Annotated in this window: 15 protein-coding genes; 12 read left to right on the top strand and 3 right to left on the bottom strand. The window is 64.4% G+C overall.

The window, feature by feature from the left end; all coding sequences use genetic code 11:
- Window positions 1-231: 231 nt before the first annotated feature.
- Window positions 232-2,148, bottom strand: coding sequence for an adenylyl-sulfate kinase (gene cysC, locus IVA87_RS22720; RefSeq protein WP_247335003.1), 1,917 nt, complete (start codon window positions 2,146-2,148; stop codon window positions 232-234).
- Window positions 2,149-2,170: 22 nt separating this feature from the next.
- Window positions 2,171-2,965, bottom strand: a complete 795-nt coding sequence (cysD, locus tag IVA87_RS22725; RefSeq protein ID WP_131872081.1) for a sulfate adenylyltransferase subunit CysD — start codon at window positions 2,963-2,965, stop codon at window positions 2,171-2,173.
- Between the two features lie 244 nt (window positions 2,966-3,209).
- Between cysD and cysG the strand changes: the two genes are divergently transcribed.
- The 12 genes from cysG to IVA87_RS22785 all read left to right on the top strand — a co-directional run bounded on the left by cysG (window position 3,210) and on the right by IVA87_RS22785 (window position 14,426).
- Window positions 3,210-4,646: a siroheme synthase CysG gene (gene cysG, locus IVA87_RS22730; protein ID WP_247335005.1), complete on the top strand. Its 1,437-nt coding sequence runs from the start codon at window positions 3,210-3,212 to the stop codon at window positions 4,644-4,646.
- Complete coding sequence (locus IVA87_RS22735; protein ID WP_247304770.1) at window positions 4,643-4,960, top strand: DUF2849 domain-containing protein; 318 nt, start codon at window positions 4,643-4,645, stop codon at window positions 4,958-4,960. Before cysG ends, IVA87_RS22735 begins: the two co-directional genes overlap by 4 nt.
- Window positions 4,961-4,971: 11 nt before the next feature.
- A complete protein-coding gene (locus IVA87_RS22740) occupies window positions 4,972-6,627 on the top strand; it encodes a nitrite/sulfite reductase (protein ID WP_247304767.1) in 1,656 nt (551 codons plus the stop codon).
- The gene (locus tag IVA87_RS22745) at window positions 6,614-7,129 is read left to right on the top strand and encodes a DUF934 domain-containing protein (protein WP_247304764.1); all 516 of its coding nucleotides are present in this window, start codon (window positions 6,614-6,616) and stop codon (window positions 7,127-7,129) included. The genes IVA87_RS22740 and IVA87_RS22745 overlap by 14 nt, the downstream gene beginning before the upstream one ends.
- Entirely contained in the window at window positions 7,126-7,851 is a 726-nt protein-coding gene (locus IVA87_RS22750) for a phosphoadenylyl-sulfate reductase (RefSeq protein ID WP_247304762.1), read from the top strand. The genes IVA87_RS22745 and IVA87_RS22750 overlap by 4 nt, the downstream gene beginning before the upstream one ends.
- A gap of 124 nt (window positions 7,852-7,975) precedes the next feature.
- Complete coding sequence (locus IVA87_RS22755) at window positions 7,976-8,965, top strand: sulfate ABC transporter substrate-binding protein (protein ID WP_247304759.1); 990 nt, start codon at window positions 7,976-7,978, stop codon at window positions 8,963-8,965.
- Window positions 8,966-9,004: 39 nt separating this feature from the next.
- Window positions 9,005-9,841 (top strand): sulfate ABC transporter permease subunit CysT, encoded by an 837-nt coding sequence (gene cysT, locus IVA87_RS22760; protein WP_346657758.1) that lies wholly within the window; start codon window positions 9,005-9,007, stop codon window positions 9,839-9,841.
- Window positions 9,842-9,850: 9 nt separating this feature from the next.
- Window positions 9,851-10,762 (top strand): sulfate ABC transporter permease subunit CysW, encoded by a 912-nt coding sequence (gene cysW, locus IVA87_RS22765; RefSeq protein ID WP_247304756.1) that lies wholly within the window; start codon window positions 9,851-9,853, stop codon window positions 10,760-10,762.
- On the top strand, window positions 10,752-11,789 hold the full coding sequence (locus IVA87_RS22770) for a sulfate ABC transporter ATP-binding protein (RefSeq protein WP_247304753.1): 1,038 nt from the start codon (window positions 10,752-10,754) through the stop codon (window positions 11,787-11,789). Before cysW ends, IVA87_RS22770 begins: the two co-directional genes overlap by 11 nt.
- Before the next feature lie 90 nt (window positions 11,790-11,879).
- On the top strand, window positions 11,880-12,383 hold the full coding sequence (locus tag IVA87_RS22775) for a CAP domain-containing protein (RefSeq protein WP_247304750.1): 504 nt from the start codon (window positions 11,880-11,882) through the stop codon (window positions 12,381-12,383).
- A 77-nt stretch (window positions 12,384-12,460) separates the two neighbouring features.
- Entirely contained in the window at window positions 12,461-13,636 is a 1,176-nt protein-coding gene (locus IVA87_RS22780) for a DUF3734 domain-containing protein (RefSeq protein ID WP_247304748.1), read from the top strand.
- 1 nt (window position 13,637) lies between these two features.
- Complete coding sequence (locus IVA87_RS22785) at window positions 13,638-14,426, top strand: 3-hydroxybutyrate dehydrogenase (RefSeq protein WP_247304747.1); 789 nt, start codon at window positions 13,638-13,640, stop codon at window positions 14,424-14,426.
- Between the two features lie 153 nt (window positions 14,427-14,579).
- Here the strand turns inward: IVA87_RS22785 and IVA87_RS22790 are convergent, their stop codons facing one another.
- Window positions 14,580-15,404, bottom strand: a complete 825-nt coding sequence (locus IVA87_RS22790; protein ID WP_247304743.1) for a sulfite exporter TauE/SafE family protein — start codon at window positions 15,402-15,404, stop codon at window positions 14,580-14,582.
- Window positions 15,405-15,447: the final 43 nt, after the last annotated feature.

Here is a 15,447-nt window from a genome sequence, read left to right on the forward strand (position 1 = left end):
TTTTCACCCGTCAGCAGCAAAATGCGCCCATAGGGCAGCTTTCGGGGGCCTATTAGCCCCAAAATCAAGGCCGTGAGAAGACCCCCAGGCCTTTGTCAAAATGTCAAGGTGAGGTGGGGCTCAGCGCACCGCTGTCATTCCCCGCGAAAGCGGGGAACGCCGCGGCTTCTCCGTATCCAGCGCTGTCTCTGGAAAGCTGGGTCGCCCGGTCGAGCCGGGCGACGACAGCATTCAAATATTCGCGGCGAGGTCCACGACTTCGTCGAACAGCACGCCGGTGGTCTTCAGCATCTCTTCGATCGCATCTGCCGCTTCGGCGACCGTCCGTGTCGATGTATCGATCACAAGCTCGGCCGCCTGCGGCGTCTCGTAGTCGTTGCCGATGCCGGTGAACGAGGCCAGCGTGCCGGCGCGGGCCTTCTTGTAGTGACCCTTGGGGTCGCGCTCCTCGCACACTTCAGCCGGCGTCGCGACATGGATCTCGCGGAACGCGGTGTCGGCGATCCGGCGCGCGGTGGCGCGATCCTCGCGCGCCGGTGAGACCGCCGCGACGATCGCGATATGGCCGTTGCGGGCGAGGTGGGTGGCGACTTCCGCAAGGCGGCGGATGTTTTCGCTGCGATCAGCGGCGGAGAAGCCGAGATCGCTGTTGAGCCCGGCGCGCAGTGTGTCGCCATCGAGCAGGACCGGCGAGCCGCCATTGCTGAACAGGCGCCGCTCCAGCGCTTTCGCCAAGGTCGATTTGCCGGAGGCCGGCAGGCCGGTGAGCCAGACCACGGCGCCGTTATGGCGGTAGCGCGCGGAGCGCTCGTCGGAGCGCAGCGCCGATTCCACCGGCACGATGTCGACCGGCACGGCGCGCTGGCCGGCGTCGACCGACAGCACCAGGCCGCCGCCGGCGATGCGCCCGGAAACCTCGATCACGAGCCGGCCGGTGCGCGGATTGTCGGTATAGGGATCCGTTGCAATCGGATTCGAAAGCGAAATGTCGATCTCGCCGACGTGGTTGCGGCCGATCGCCTTGTTCTCGACGCTCGACAATTCGCCGGGATCGACCGCCTTTTCGATCGCAACCACGGTGGCGCGGCTTTCCTTCGGCCCGCAGCGGACCAGGAGCTGGTCGCCCTTGGCGAGCGGCTTGTCGTGCAGCCAGAAGATGCGCGCGCGCAGCCGCCGCGTCTCGCGCGGTGCGCTGCCTGCATGCGCGATGATGTCGCCGCGCTCGAGGAACAATTCGCGGTCGAGCGTGATGCCGACCGAGCGGCCGGCGCCCTGTCGGCCCGCGACCGGCGTCACCAGCCAGCTCTCGACCGTCTTGATCTTGGCGATCTTGCCGGCCGGCATGATCACGATTTCGTCGCCCGCAATGAGGCTGCCGGATTCGATCCGGCCCGCGACGATGCGGCGGTCGTCGAACTTGTAGATCGCCTGCACCGGCAGGCGCAGCGCCAGCGCTTCCAGCGGCCGCGCCGGTTCGAGCCGGTCGAGCGCCTCGACCACCGTCGGGCCCTTGTACCAGCCGATCCGGTCGGTGCGCATCGCAACGCCGTCGCCGTCGCGGGCGGAAATCGGGATCACCGCCGTCGGGGTCACGCCGAGGCCGCTCAGATGTGCCGAGATCTCGTCGCTGATGTCCTTGAAGCGCTCGGCGGAGAAGTCGACGCGGTCCATCTTGTTGACGACGATCGCGACCTGCTTCACGCCCAAGAGATGCAGCAGATAGCCGTGGCGCCGGGTCTGGTCGCGCACGCCTTCGAGCGCGTCGATGATCAGCACCGCGCCGTCGGCCTGCGAGGCGCCGGTAATCATGTTGCGCAGGAATTCGGCGTGGCCGGGCGCGTCGATCAGCACGATGTCACGCGAATTGGTGCGGAAGCGGATCTGCGTGGTGTCGATGGTGATGCCCTGATCGCGCTCGGTCTGGAGCGCATCGAGCAGAAACGACCATTCAAACGGCATGCCGCGCCGCGCGCTGACGGCTTTCAGCATTTCGAGCTTGCCCTCGGGCAGGCTGCCGGTCTCGTGCAGGAGGCGGCCGACCAGCGTCGACTTGCCGTGGTCGACATGGCCGACGATGACGATGCGCACTTGCGGACGCGTGGTGCCGTTCGGAGTGGCCGGCGAAGCCGTGGTGACGATCATGTTCATGCGACGCTCGCGTCCTTGGGAATCAGAGATAGCCGGCGACGCGCAGGCGCTCGAAAGCGTCCTCGGTCTCGTGGTCGAGCGCGCGTCCCGCGCGCTCCGGCACCTTGGTCTGTTCGAGCTCGATCAGGATCTCGTCGATGCTCGAGGCGGTCGAAGCGACCGGATTGGTGATGTCCTGATCGCCGAGCGAGCGATAGCGCTTGCCGTCCTTGGCGAGATACAGCGGAATGATCGGGATGTTCTCGCGCTTGGTGTAGGCCCAGATGTCGGCCTCGGTCCAATGCAGGATCGGGTGGATGCGCAAATGCGCGCCTTGCGGCGGCGAGGCATTGAAATGATCCCAGAACTCCGGTGGCTGGTCGCGCACGTCCCAATTGCCTTCCAATCCCCGCGGCGAGAACACGCGCTCCTTGGCGCGCGTCGCCTCCTCGTCGCGGCGAATGCCGGCGATCAGGCCGTCAAAGCCGTACTTTGCGAGCGCCATCTTGAGGCCTTCGGTCTTGCGCGCGGCGGAGCGTGCGGCCGGCGGCAGCGTTGGGTCGACGGCGTCGATCGGCGGGCAGGGCTCGACGCGCAAATCGAGATCCCACTCCTTCCCGTAGTGATCGCGGAAGCGATACATCTCGGGAAACTTTTTGCCGGTGTCGACATGAAGGGCGGGGAACGGCATCTTGCCGAAGAACGCTTTCCGCGCCAGCCAGATCATGACATTGGAGTCCTTGCCGAGCGACCACAGCAGGGCAATCTTCTTCAGACGGGCGAAGGCCTCGCGGAAGATGTAGATGCTCTGCGCCTCGAGCTGGTCGAGATGATCCATGCTTGGGGCAAGCTCGCCAGAAAATTCTTGCGCGCGCACGCGCTCGGCCAGCGCCGGATTGCTCAGTCGATCAGCAGCGGAATCGTCCTTGAGAAGATGCATCTCTGCCACTTTGCGTTTGGAGGCGAAAATTCTATAGTCGCACTGCGGAAGAGAAGAAAAAATTTTCTCTTTGCGCGCTCGAAACGAGACATATATAGAAAATAATTCCAGTCAACCCCGTTTGTGGGGAAGCGGGTATCGCATGCGGTTCTTGCCGGTGTTTCTCGATCTCAAGACCGGTCCGGTGGTCCTCATCGGCGCGGGCGAGCTTTTGCGCGCCAAGCTGCGCGTGCTCGCCGCTGCCGGCGCGCGCATCCGCGTGCATGCGATCGACGGCGATCGTGATCTGAGCCTCAGCTCCGAGGACGCAGCGCGTGTCGAAATCATGTCCGGGGATCCGCTTACTGCCGATCTCTCAGGCATCATCGCGGTCGTCTGCGCAGGCGCGGGTGATGTTGGTTTAGCGATGTCGGTTCGCGCCAAGGCGCTGGGTTTGCCTGTCAACGTGATGGACGATCTTGAACATTCCAGCTTCATTTTCCCCGCGATCGTCGATCGCGGCGATGTCGTGGTCGCGGTTGGCACCGGCGGCACCTCGCCGGTGGTGGCGCGGCGCCTGCGCGAGAAGATCGAGGCGCTGCTGCCCGCCCGCATCGGCGAGCTCGCTGAATTCATCGGCGGCTTCCGCAAATCCATCAACGAGCGCATCGCTGAATTTCCGCTGCGCCGCCGCTTTTGGGAGCGGGTCATTGACGGGCCGATCGGCGCCGCCGTGCTCGCCGGCCGCAAGACCGAGGCCGACGCTGCGCTAAAGGCTATCGCCGATCCCTCCGCCTTCGCGCGCGCCGAGAAGCCGGAAGGCTCGGTCGCGCTGGTCGGGGCAGGCCCCGGCGATCCCGATCTTCTCACCATCAAGGCGCTGCGCGCGCTGCAGGATGCCGACATCGTCTTCCACGACGAGCTGGTCTCGCCCGAAATTCTCGACCGCATCCGCCGCGATACCACGCGTGTTGCCGTCGGCCGCCGTATCGGCAAGCCCGGCATCGGGCAGGACGCCATGAACAAGCGCATGATCGAGGCCGCGCAATCCGGTCAGCGCGTGGTGCGCCTGAAGGGCGGCGATCCCTTCGTGTTCGGCCGTGGCGGCGAAGAGATGGAAGCCCTGCGCGCCGCCGGCGTCGCCTATTCGATCATTCCCGGTATCACCGCAGGTCTCGGCGGTGCCGCCGACTTCGAGGTGCCGCTGACCTACCGTCATGAAGCAACCCGCATCACCTTTCTTACCGCACACAAGGCGCGCGACGCGGAAGTCGTGGACTGGTCGACGCTGACGGACGCCAAGATGACTGTTGTGGTCTACATGGGCGCGACCGCCGCGCCCGCCGTACGCGCCGGCCTCTTCGCCGCCGGCCGTTCGCCGGAAACCCCGGTCGGCGTGTTCGCCCGCGTCACGCGCCCCGATGCGCAAGGCGTGATCGGCACGCTGCGCGATCTGCCCGAGCTCGTGCGGCGGACCAATGGCGGTCCTGCCATTCTCATCATCGGCGAGGTGGTCCGGCATGCCGGCTCACTTGGCCGGCAAACTCCCAAGAAAACCCCAAACCAAATCATCTCTGACCTCCTGGATGCAGCCGAATGACCTCCCCGCTTGAACAGAAGAAGATCAAAATCGCTGGCCCCTCGGTCGTGACCGCCAACCGCACCTGGGATGGCATCGTGGTTTATCGCACCGCCGCCAAGAGCTGGTCCGCGGACCTCTCGGAAGCCGCGATCGTACGCAACTCCGACGAGGCGAAGGCGTTGCTTGCGGAGTCCGTTGCCGATGACGTCGGCGCGATCGGTCCCTATATCGCGCCCGTGCAGGTCGGTGCGGACGGCAAGGTCCAGCCCGGCAATCTGCGCGAACAGATCCGCCGCACCGGCGTCACCATCGGACAGCCGGCCCAGGTTTAAGGCGCTCTCTTATGTATGCTTACGACGAAATCGATCGCACGCTCGTCAATGAGCGCGTCTCGGAGTTCCGCGACCAGGTGAAGCGGCGCCTGTCCGGCGAGCTCACTGAGGACGAGTTCAAGATCCTGCGGCTCCAGAACGGCGTCTACCTGCAACTGCACGCCTACATGTTCCGGGTCGCGATTCCCTACGGCACGCTGGCGACGAACCAGCTGCGGGCACTCGCCCATGTCGCGCGCAAATACGATCGCGGCTACGGCCATTTCACCACGCGGCAGAACATCCAGTTCAACTGGATCAAGCTCGCCGAGCTGCCGGATGCGCTGGCCGACCTCGCCAAGGTCGGCATCCATGCGATGCAGACTTCCGGCAACAACATGCGCAACGTCACCTCGGACCAGTGGGCCGGCGTCGCGCCCGGTGAGATCGAGGATCCCCGTATCTGGTCGGAGCTGATCCGCCAGCACACCACGCTGCATCCGGAATTCTCGTTCCTGCCGCGCAAGTTCAAGATCGCGATTACCGCGTCCGACCACGACCGCGCGGCGATCAAGATTCACGACATCGGCCTGAGGCTGATCAAGAACGAGAAGGGCGAGACCGGCTTCGAGGTTCTGGTCGGCGGTGGCCTCGGCCGCACGCCTTTCATCGCCAAGACCATCAAGCACTTCGTGCATGGCCGCGACATCCTCAGCTACATCGAGGCGATCCTACGCGTCTACAACCAGTACGGCCGCCGCGACAACATCTACAAGGCGCGCATCAAGATCCTGGTGCACGAGCTCGGCATCGAAAAGTTCTCCCGCGAGGTCGAGGACGAGTGGCAGCACATCCGCAACTCCTCGCTCCAGATCGACGACGAGGTGATCGAGGACATCCGCTCGCGCTTCACCTACCCGGCTTACGAGAAGCTGCCGCACATGCCTGACGAGCTGCGCCAGGCCGCGGCCGATCCGGATTTCGAGGCGTGGCGCAAGAACTCGGTGGCCCCGCACAAGGTGCAGGGTTACTCGATCGTCACGATCTCGCTGAAGCCGATCGGTGGGCCTCCGGGTGATGCCACCGCCGAGCAGATGGACGCGCTGGCCGACCTCGCCGACAAATATTCCTTCGGCGAGATCCGTGTCGGCCACGAGCAGAACCTTGCGCTGCCGCACGTTGCCAAGCGCGACCTGCCGGCACTCTGGAAGGCGCTCGACAAGCTCGGGCTTGCGACGCCCAACGTCAATCTGATCACCGACATCATCGCTTGCCCGGGCCTCGACTATTGCTCGCTGGCGAATGCGCGCTCGATCCCGATCGCGCAGGAGCTGACGCGCCGGTTTGCCAATCACGAGCTCGCCAACCTGATCGGCCGTCTCCACATCAACATCTCCGGCTGCATCAATGCCTGCGGCCATCACCATGTCGGCCACATCGGCATTCTCGGCGTCGAGAAGAATGGCGAGGAGGTCTATCAGATCACCATCGGCGGCCGCGCCGACGAGAACGCAGCGCTGGGCACCCTGATCGGCCCCGGGGTGAAGTTCGACGAGGTCGCCGACGTCGTCGAGGACATCGTGGAAGCTTACCTGGCGCTGCGCGAACGGCCCGAAGAGCTATTCATGGACACGGTGAGACGCCTCGGCGTCGAACCCTTCAAGGAGCGCGTCTATGCCACTCGTTAACGGCGGAAAGATCGTCGACGACGGCTTCGCCAAGCTCGCCGTCGATACCCCGCTGCCCGAGAGCGGCGATATCCTGGTGCCGGCCGAGCGTTTCCTCGGTGAAGCGGAAGGCTTGCTCAAGCGCGCCGGCAAGGTCGGCGTGATCTGGCCGAACAATCGCGACATCGCCGAACTCGTGCCCTATCTCAGCAAGGTCGCCACGGTCGCGCTGGTGTTTCCGACTTTCCGTGACGGACGCGCCTACAGCCAGGCCCGGTTGCTGCGCGAGCGTTACAACTACCGCGGCGAATTGCGCGCCACCGGCCAGGTGCTGCGCGATCAGTTCGTGTTCATGCTGCGCGCCGGTTTCGACGCCTTCGAGGTCAAGAAGCAGGCCGACGCGGAAGCGTTCATGCAGACCGCCAAGCGCTATTCGGTGTTCTACCAGCCGACCGGCGACGGCCGCATCACGGCCCTGCATCGGCGCATGCAGTTGCGCCATTCCGAAGGTGTCGGCACGTGAACGCGATCGCGCCTCAGGTTTCATCCATCTCTGCGCTGCCCTCGGCGGACGAGCTCGATCGGAGCTTGCGCGATGCCTCGCCCGCAGAGGTTATCGCTGCGGCGCTGAAGGCGGTCGGGCGCAACAAGCTCGCCCTGGTATCTTCCTTCGGTACGGAATCGGCGACGCTGCTGAAAGTAATGGCGGACGTCGATCCGGCGATCCCGGTGATCTTTCTCGACACCGGCTGGTTGTTCGAGGAGACGCTCGCTTATCGCGACACCTTGATCGCGACGCTGGGCCTGAAGGACGTCCGTTCGGTCCAGCCCGCCGAGGAGACGCTGTCGCGCGAGGATCCCGACCGCGACCTCTGGTTCTCCGATCCCGACGCGTGCTGCCGCATCCGTAAAGTCGAGCCGCTGGCGCGTGCGCTGAAACCGTTCGATGCCTGGCTCAACGGCCGCAAGCGTTTCCAGGGCAATGCGCGGGCCGACATTCCGGTCGTCGAGAACGATGGCGCCCGATTGAAGTTCAATCCCTTTGCCAACGTCTCGCGCGAGGAACTCGAGGCGATGTTCGTCCGCGCCAAATTGCCGCGTCACCCTCTCGTCGCCTCCGGTTTCCTGTCGGTTGGGTGTATGCCTTGCACCAGCAGAACGGCCGAAGGCGAGGATGTACGCGCCGGCCGCTGGCGCGGCCGGGCCAAGACAGAATGCGGCATTCACACGATGGAGACTTCGTAGCACGGTTACGCTGCCACGCTGTGAACAAGAAAATCCGGTTCCGTTGACTTAAGAGCGTTTCGACCCGAGTTATGCCTGCACGCCTTCGCTGACACCGACGTCGCCGAAGTGAATGGAGATGGAGATGATGCGCCGTATCGTTCCGCTCGCTGCAGGACTCTTCTGGGCAAGCTCGGCTCTCGCCGCTGACATCAATCTGCTGAACGTGTCATACGATCCGACGCGTGAGCTCTATGTCGAGTTCAACAAGGCGTTCGCGACCGCCTATCAGAAGGAAACCGGCAAGAGCGTCGAGATCAAGCAGTCGCATGGCGGCAGCGGTTCGCAGGCGCGCGCGGTGATCGACGGATTGCAAGCCGATGTGGTGACGCTCGCGCTCGCCTATGACATCGACGCGATCGCCGCCAAAGGCCTCACCGCAGCCGATTGGCAGAAGCGGCTGCCGCAAAATTCATCACCCTACACCTCGACCATCGTCTTCCTGGTGCGCAAGGGCAATCCCAAGGGCATCAAGGACTGGGACGATTTGATCAAACCGGGCGTCGCCGTGATCACGCCGAACCCGAAGACATCAGGGGGCGCGCGCTGGAATTACCTCGCAGCGTGGGGCTTTGCGCAGAAAAAGTTCGGCTCGGCCGACAAGGCCAAGGACTTCATCGGAAAGCTCTATCAGCAGGTGCCGGTGCTCGATACCGGCGCACGCGGCGCCACCGTGACGTTCGTCGAGCGTGGCGTCGGGGACGTGCTGCTCGCCTGGGAGAACGAGGCGTTTCTCGCGCTGAAGGAGTTCGGCGCGAACAAGTTCGAGATCGTGGCGCCGCCGCAATCGATCCTCGCCGAGCCGCCGGTCGCCATCGTCGACAAAGTTGCCGATAAAAAAGGCACGCGCAACGCCGCCGACGCCTATCTCCAGTATTGGTATACCAAAGAGGGGCAGGAGATCGCAGCGCGCAATTTCTACCGCCCGCGCGATGCCGAGATCGCCAAGAAGCACGAAAGTGCCTTCGCCAAGGTCGAGCTGTTCACGATCGACGACGTCTTTGGCGGCTGGACCAAGGCGCAGCGGGAACATTTTGCCGACGGCGGCGTCTTTGATCAGATCTACAAGAACTGATCGAGCGCCGTCTTAGGAGGCTTTTAGCAGGGGGGCCTGGTGAGCGCACTCGCAGCAAGACGCCGGACATTGCCGGGCTTCGGTCTCACCATGGGGCTGACGCTTTCCTGGCTCTCCGTCATCATCCTGATTCCGCTCGCCGGCCTGTTCCTGAGGTCGCTCGAGCTGAGCCCGGAACAGTTCTGGAATATCCTTTCCAGTCGCCGCACGCTGAACGCGCTCCGCGTCTCCTTCGGCCTCGCCTTCGCGGCTGCCTGCGTCAATCTCGTGATGGGCAGCATCATCGTCTGGGCGCTGGTGCGCTACCGCTTTCCCGGCCGGCGGCTGTTCGATGCGATTGTCGACGTGCCCTTCGCGCTGCCGACTGCGGTCGCCGGCGTCGCGTTGACCGCGCTGTTCGCCGAGAAGAGCTGGCTCGGTGGCCCGCTCGCGGCGCTCGGCATCAAGGTCGCATTCACGCCGGTCGGCATCTTCGTCGCCATGATCTTCATCGGCATTCCCTTCGTGGTGCGCACGGTGCAGCCGGTGCTCCAGGATCTCGACCCCGAGATCGAGGAGGCCGCGGGCAGTCTGGGCGCAAGCCGCTGGCAGACCATCATCCGCGTGATCCTGCCGTCACTCGCACCGGCGCTGCTCACCGGCCTTGCGCTCGCCTTCGCGCGTGCGGTCGGCGAATACGGCTCGGTGATCTTCATCGCCGGCAATCTGCCTAACATCTCCGAGATCGCGCCGCTCTTGATCGTGATCCGGCTGTCCGAATTCCGCTACGCCGATGCGACTGCGATCGCGGTGGTCATGCTCGTCGTCTCCTTCGTCATCATCTTCGCTGTGAACCGGCTCCAGCGCTGGGCACAGAGCCGGATTCCGGAGCGCTAAGGGCCGACCATGACGATGCAGATTGCAGATTCGGTCTCTCTCCCGGCCCCCGACGCCAAGGCACGTGCGCATGCGGCTGCCGCGCGCGACAGCCTTCGCACCGAGCCACAGACGGTGCGCATCACCATCATTGCGCTGGCGATGATCTTCCTCACCGTCTTCGTCGTGCTGCCGTTGGTCGTGGTGTTCGCACAGGCGCTCTCGAAGGGCGTCATGGCCTATCTCACTGCGCTCGCCGAACCGGAAGCGCTGGCTGCGATCAGGCTGACGCTGCTGGTGGCCGCGATTTCAGTGGGCCTCAATCTCGTGTTCGGCCTCGTCGCCGCCTGGGCCATCGCCAAGTTCGACTTCAAGGCCAAGACCTTTCTGATTACGCTGATCGACCTGCCGTTCTCCGTCAGCCCGGTGATCTCGGGCCTCGTCTTCGTGCTGCTGTTCGGCGCGCAGGGCTATTTCGGCAGCTGGCTGCGTGAGCACGACATCCAGATCCTGTTCGCGGTGCCCGGCATTGCGCTCGCCACCACCTTCGTGACCTTCCCATTCGTGGCGCGCGCACTGATCCCCCTGATGCAGGAGCAGGGCACGCAGGAGGAGGAGGCCGCGATCTCGCTCGGCGCCTCGGGTCTGCAAGCCTTTTTCCGGGTCACGCTGCCCAACATCAAATGGGGCGTGCTCTACGGCGTCCTGCTCTGCAACGCCCGCGCGATGGGCGAGTTCGGCGCCGTCTCGGTCGTGTCCGGACATATCCGCGGCGAGACCAACACCATGCCGCTGTTGGTCGAGATCCTCTACAACGAGTACCAGTTCGTCGCCGCGTTTGCGATCGCCTCGCTGCTGGCGATGCTGGCGCTGATCACGCTGATCGCAAAAGCTGTTCTCGAACGTCACCTGGACGAAGGACACGAGCCCCGTGACCATTGAAGTCAAGAATCTCGTCAAGAAGTTCGGCAGCTTTAAAGCTCTCGACGGCGTCGATCTTAAGGTCGACAACGGCGAGCTGCTGGCGCTGCTCGGCCCGTCCGGCTCCGGCAAGACCACGCTGCTGCGGATCATCGCCGGCCTCGACTGGCCCGATGCGGGCGACGTCTCCTTCAACGGCGAGGACGCGCTGGCGCAGGGCGCGCGCGAACGGCATGTCGGCTTCGTGTTCCAGCACTATGCGCTGTTCCGCCACATGACGGTGTTCGAGAACGTCGCCTTCGGCCTGCGCGTGCAGCCGCGCGCGATTCGCAAGGACGAGGCCGCGATCCGTACGCGGGTGAAGGAGCTGCTCGATCTCGTGCAGCTCGACTGGCTTGCCGACCGCTATCCGAGCCAACTCTCCGGCGGTCAGCGCCAGCGCATCGCGCTCGCCCGCGCGCTCGCGATCGAGCCGCGCATCCTGCTGCTCGATGAACCCTTCGGCGCGCTCGATGCCAAGGTGCGCAAGGAGCTGCGCCGATGGCTGCGCTCACTGCATCATGAGATCAACGTCACCTCGATCTTCGTCACCCATGACCAGGAAGAGGCGCTGGAAGTCGCCAACCGCGTCGTTGTGATGGACAAGGGCAGAATCGAGCAGATCGGCTCGCCCGACGACGTCTATGAAAGCCCGGCGACCGCCTTCGTCCACGGCTTCATCGGCGAATCCATCGAGCTGCCGATCCAGGTCGAGGGCGGCCTGATCAGGCTGGGCGACCGGCCGCTGCGGCTTGCCGCGGACGGCCTTGCGCCTGGCGCGTCAAAACTGTTCGTGCGGCGACACGACATGCTGGTCGGCCCGCCCGGCAGCGGCGCCTTCGAGGGCGCGGTTCGGCATGTCCGCAATTTCGGTCCCGTGCAGCGCGCCGAGGTCGCGCTATCAGGTGGCGAGACCATCGAGATCGATGCCCCCCGTGACAAGGAACTGCGCGCCGGCGACACGATTGGGCTGGAGCCGCGCCGCTACCGCATATTTGCGGGCGCCTGAGCCGACTCGTCGGGTCAAATTTTTCCCCAAAATTCACCTTTCAGCCACGGTTGATATGCAACAACGGCCCCTCATTTGGGGGCCTGATTCATGCGCGCTGCGGCCGCAATATCCATCACTTTGCTTCTAGCCGGCTGCGCCGGCAACGAAGCGCTGGTCCAGCAGCCGTCCATGTATACTGACATGGCTGTCCCGGGCGCCAAGCTCGATGCGCAGGCCGCCGCCGTGATGATCTCGCAATACCGCCAGAACAACGGGCTCGGCACCGTCGTGATCGATTCCGATCTGATGCGGCTCGCCGAATCCCAGTCCCAGGCTATGGCGGCCGCCAACAAGATGGACCACGACGTTCGCGCGCCGCTCGCCAAACGGCTCGCCGCCGGCGGCTATCCTGCGACCGTGGCCGTCGAGAACGTCTCGGCCGGTTATCATACGCTGGCCGAAGCGTTTTCCGGCTGGCGCGACTCGCCACCCCACCGCGCCAACATGCTCAAAAGCGGTGTCACAAAACTTGGCATCGCAGCGGGCTATGCTCCCGGCACCAAGTACAAGGTGTTCTGGACCATGATCTTGGCTTCGGCGGACCCTCGATAAGCCAGACTTGATCCTGGATGCATTGACGCCGCGGCGGAGTGTCGCCACGGTGGCTTGCCTTTTGCTAATGTTCCCTCATGACAGATCATCGTCCTGATACCGCCAGCATCCCCGCGAATGCGCAACGCGTCCTGGTTCTCCAGGGCGGTGGCGCGCTCGGCTCGTATCAGGCCGGCGCCTGCCAGGCGCTATGCGGCTACGGCTTCGAGCCGGAATGGGTTGCCGGCATCTCGATCGGTGCTATCAACGCAGCGATCATCGCCGGCAATGAGGGCCACACCCGCGTCAAGCGGTTGAAGGAATTCTGGGAGATGGTGTCGGCGCCGGTGCCGTGGAAGCCGATCGGCAAGAGCGATCGCAGCCGCGAGCTGTTCAACTCGACGAGCGCAGCGCTGATCGCGACCTTCGGTGTGCCCGGCTTCTTCGTACCCCGCGTGCCGCCGGCGCCGCTCTGGCCACCGGGGCACCCCGAGGCGGAAAGCTATTACGACACCGCGCCGCTCAAGAAGACGCTGGAGCGTCTGGTCGATTTCGATCGCATCAACGATCTGAAGACGCGCTTGTCCGTCGGCGCGGTCGGCGTCACCTCCGGCAACTTCAAATATTTCGACAATTACGCGTTCAAGAAGCTCGGCAAGACCATCGGACCCGAGCACATCATGGCCTCCGGTGCGCTGCCGCCGGGCTTTCCGTCCGTCGTGATCGACGGCGAGCATTACTGGGACGGCGGCATCGCCTCCAACACGCCGCTCGACTACGTGCTCGATGCCGAGGTCGACCGCGACATGCTGATCTTCCAGGTCGACCTGTTTTCCGCGCGCGGCGATCTGCCCACCTCGCTGCTCGAGGCCGCCGAGCGCGAGAAAGACATCCGCTATTCCAGCCGCACGCGGATGAACACCGACAAGAACAAGCAGCTGCACAACGCCCGCAGGGCGGTGCGAGATCTCATCAGCAAGTTGCCGGATTACCTGAAGAACGATCCTTCCGTCGAATTCCTCGCGAAAGCGTCGCGCGAAAGCACCGTCACGGTGGTGCATCTGATCTATCGCAGCAAGAACTACGAATCCTCGTCCAAGGACTACGACTTCTCGCATGTCGCCATGGTCGAGCATTGGGAAGCCGGGGTGCGCGACGTGCATCTGTCGATGCGCCACAAGGATTGGCTCGAGAAGCCGCAGTCCGGCGAGACCATGGTGACCTACGATCTCACGGGGGACGTCACCGCACCCCCGGCAAAAAGGAGCGAATAGAATGGGTAGTCTGTCAGGCAAGAACGCCGTTGTGACCGGATCGACCAGCGGCATCGGGCTCGCTTACGCACGCGCCTTCGCCGCCGCCGGCGCCAACGTGGTCATCAACGGCTTCGGCTCGCCCGAGGATATCGAGAAGGAGCGCACCAAGATCGAGTCCGAGTTCAAGGTCAAGGCGATCTACTCGCCGGCCGACATGACCAAGCCCGCCGAGATCGCCGGGATGATCGCGCTCGGCGAGAAGACGTTTGGCTCGGTCGACATTCTCGTCAACAATGCCGGCATCCAGTTCGTCTCGCCGATCGAGGAGTTTCCGCTCGAGAAGTGGGACCAGATCATCGCCATCAACCTGTCGTCGGCCTTCCATGCCATTCGCGCCGCCGTGCCCGGCATGAAGAAGAAGGGCTGGGGCCGCATCATCAACACGGCGTCGGCACACTCACTCGTCGCCTCGCCCTTCAAATCGGCTTACGTGTCGGCCAAGCACGGCATCGCCGGTCTCACCAAAACCGTGGCGCTGGAGCTCGCGACCCACAAGATCACCTGCAACTGCATCAGCCCGGGCTATGTCTGGACGCCGCTGGTGGAGAAGCAGATCCCCGACACGATGAAGGCGCGCAATCTGACGCGCGAGCAGGTCATCAACGACGTGCTGCTCGATGCGCAGCCGACCAAGGAGTTCGTCACCTCCGAGCAGGTTGCCGCGCTCGCCCTGTTCCTGTGCAGCGACGATGCCGCGCAGATCACCGGCAGCAATCTGTCGATCGACGGCGGCTGGACCGCGGAGTAGTTCGCGTCGGTTCAGCTAGCTCGCTGTCATGCCCCGGCTTGGCCGGGGCATCCAGTACGCCGCGGCTTATCCATTCAATCACAGCTTTCTCGGAATACTGGATCGCCCGTTCAAGCCGGGCGACGACAGTGAGAGTGGGGCGCGGTCTCTGGTTTAATGCGTCCACGCTAGGGCCGTCACGATCGCCGATGACAAGTTCAGCTCCGCGAACATGATCTTGCCGGCGACCACGAACAGCACGCTCGCCAGCGTCAGGCGCAGCACCGTCTCGGGCACGCGCGTTGCGCTAAAACTGCCGACGATGATGCCGGGCAGCGAGCCCAGCAGCAGCACGCCCATCAGCGCCCAGTCGACGTCACCGAGCGCCCAGTGCCCGATGCCGGCAACCAGCGTCAGCGGCACCGCATGGGCGATGTCGGAGCCGACGATGCTCGCCATCGGCAGGCGCGGATAGAGCAGCAGGAGCACAGTGACGCCGACTGCGCCGGCGCCGACCGACGAGATCGAGACCAGCACGCCGAGTACGATTCCGGTGATCACGGTCGCGATCGCGGTGGTGCGCTCGTCGACCTGCTCGAGGCGTTTGCGGTAGCGATCCATGATGGCCTTGCGGAAGATCAGCGACGTCGCAGTCAGGATCAGCGCGAAGCACAGCACGAGATTGACGAGGCTACGCTCGGAATCGCTTCTGAGGTCGAGCTTCCACAGCACCAGCAGCGTCACGGCGCTCGCAGGAATGCTGCCGCAGGCGAGTCGCAGCACCGCCGGCCAGTGCACGCTACGCGACCAGCCATGCACCAGGCTGCCGCCGGTCTTGGTGGCGGCGGCATAGAGCAGGTCGGTCCCGACCGCCGTGGAGGGATGAATGCCGAACAGCAGGATCAGCAGCGGCGTCATCAACGAACCGCCGCCAACGCCGGTCATGCCGACGAGCAAGCCGACGCCGAATCCAGAGGCGACGTAGAGTGGATCAAACATGTCCGGGGAATCTTAGGTCGATCTCGTCGGTTGAGCAACATGA

Source organism: Bradyrhizobium sp. 147 (assembly GCF_023073935.1).
Lineage (GTDB): Bacteria > Pseudomonadota > Alphaproteobacteria > Rhizobiales > Xanthobacteraceae > Bradyrhizobium.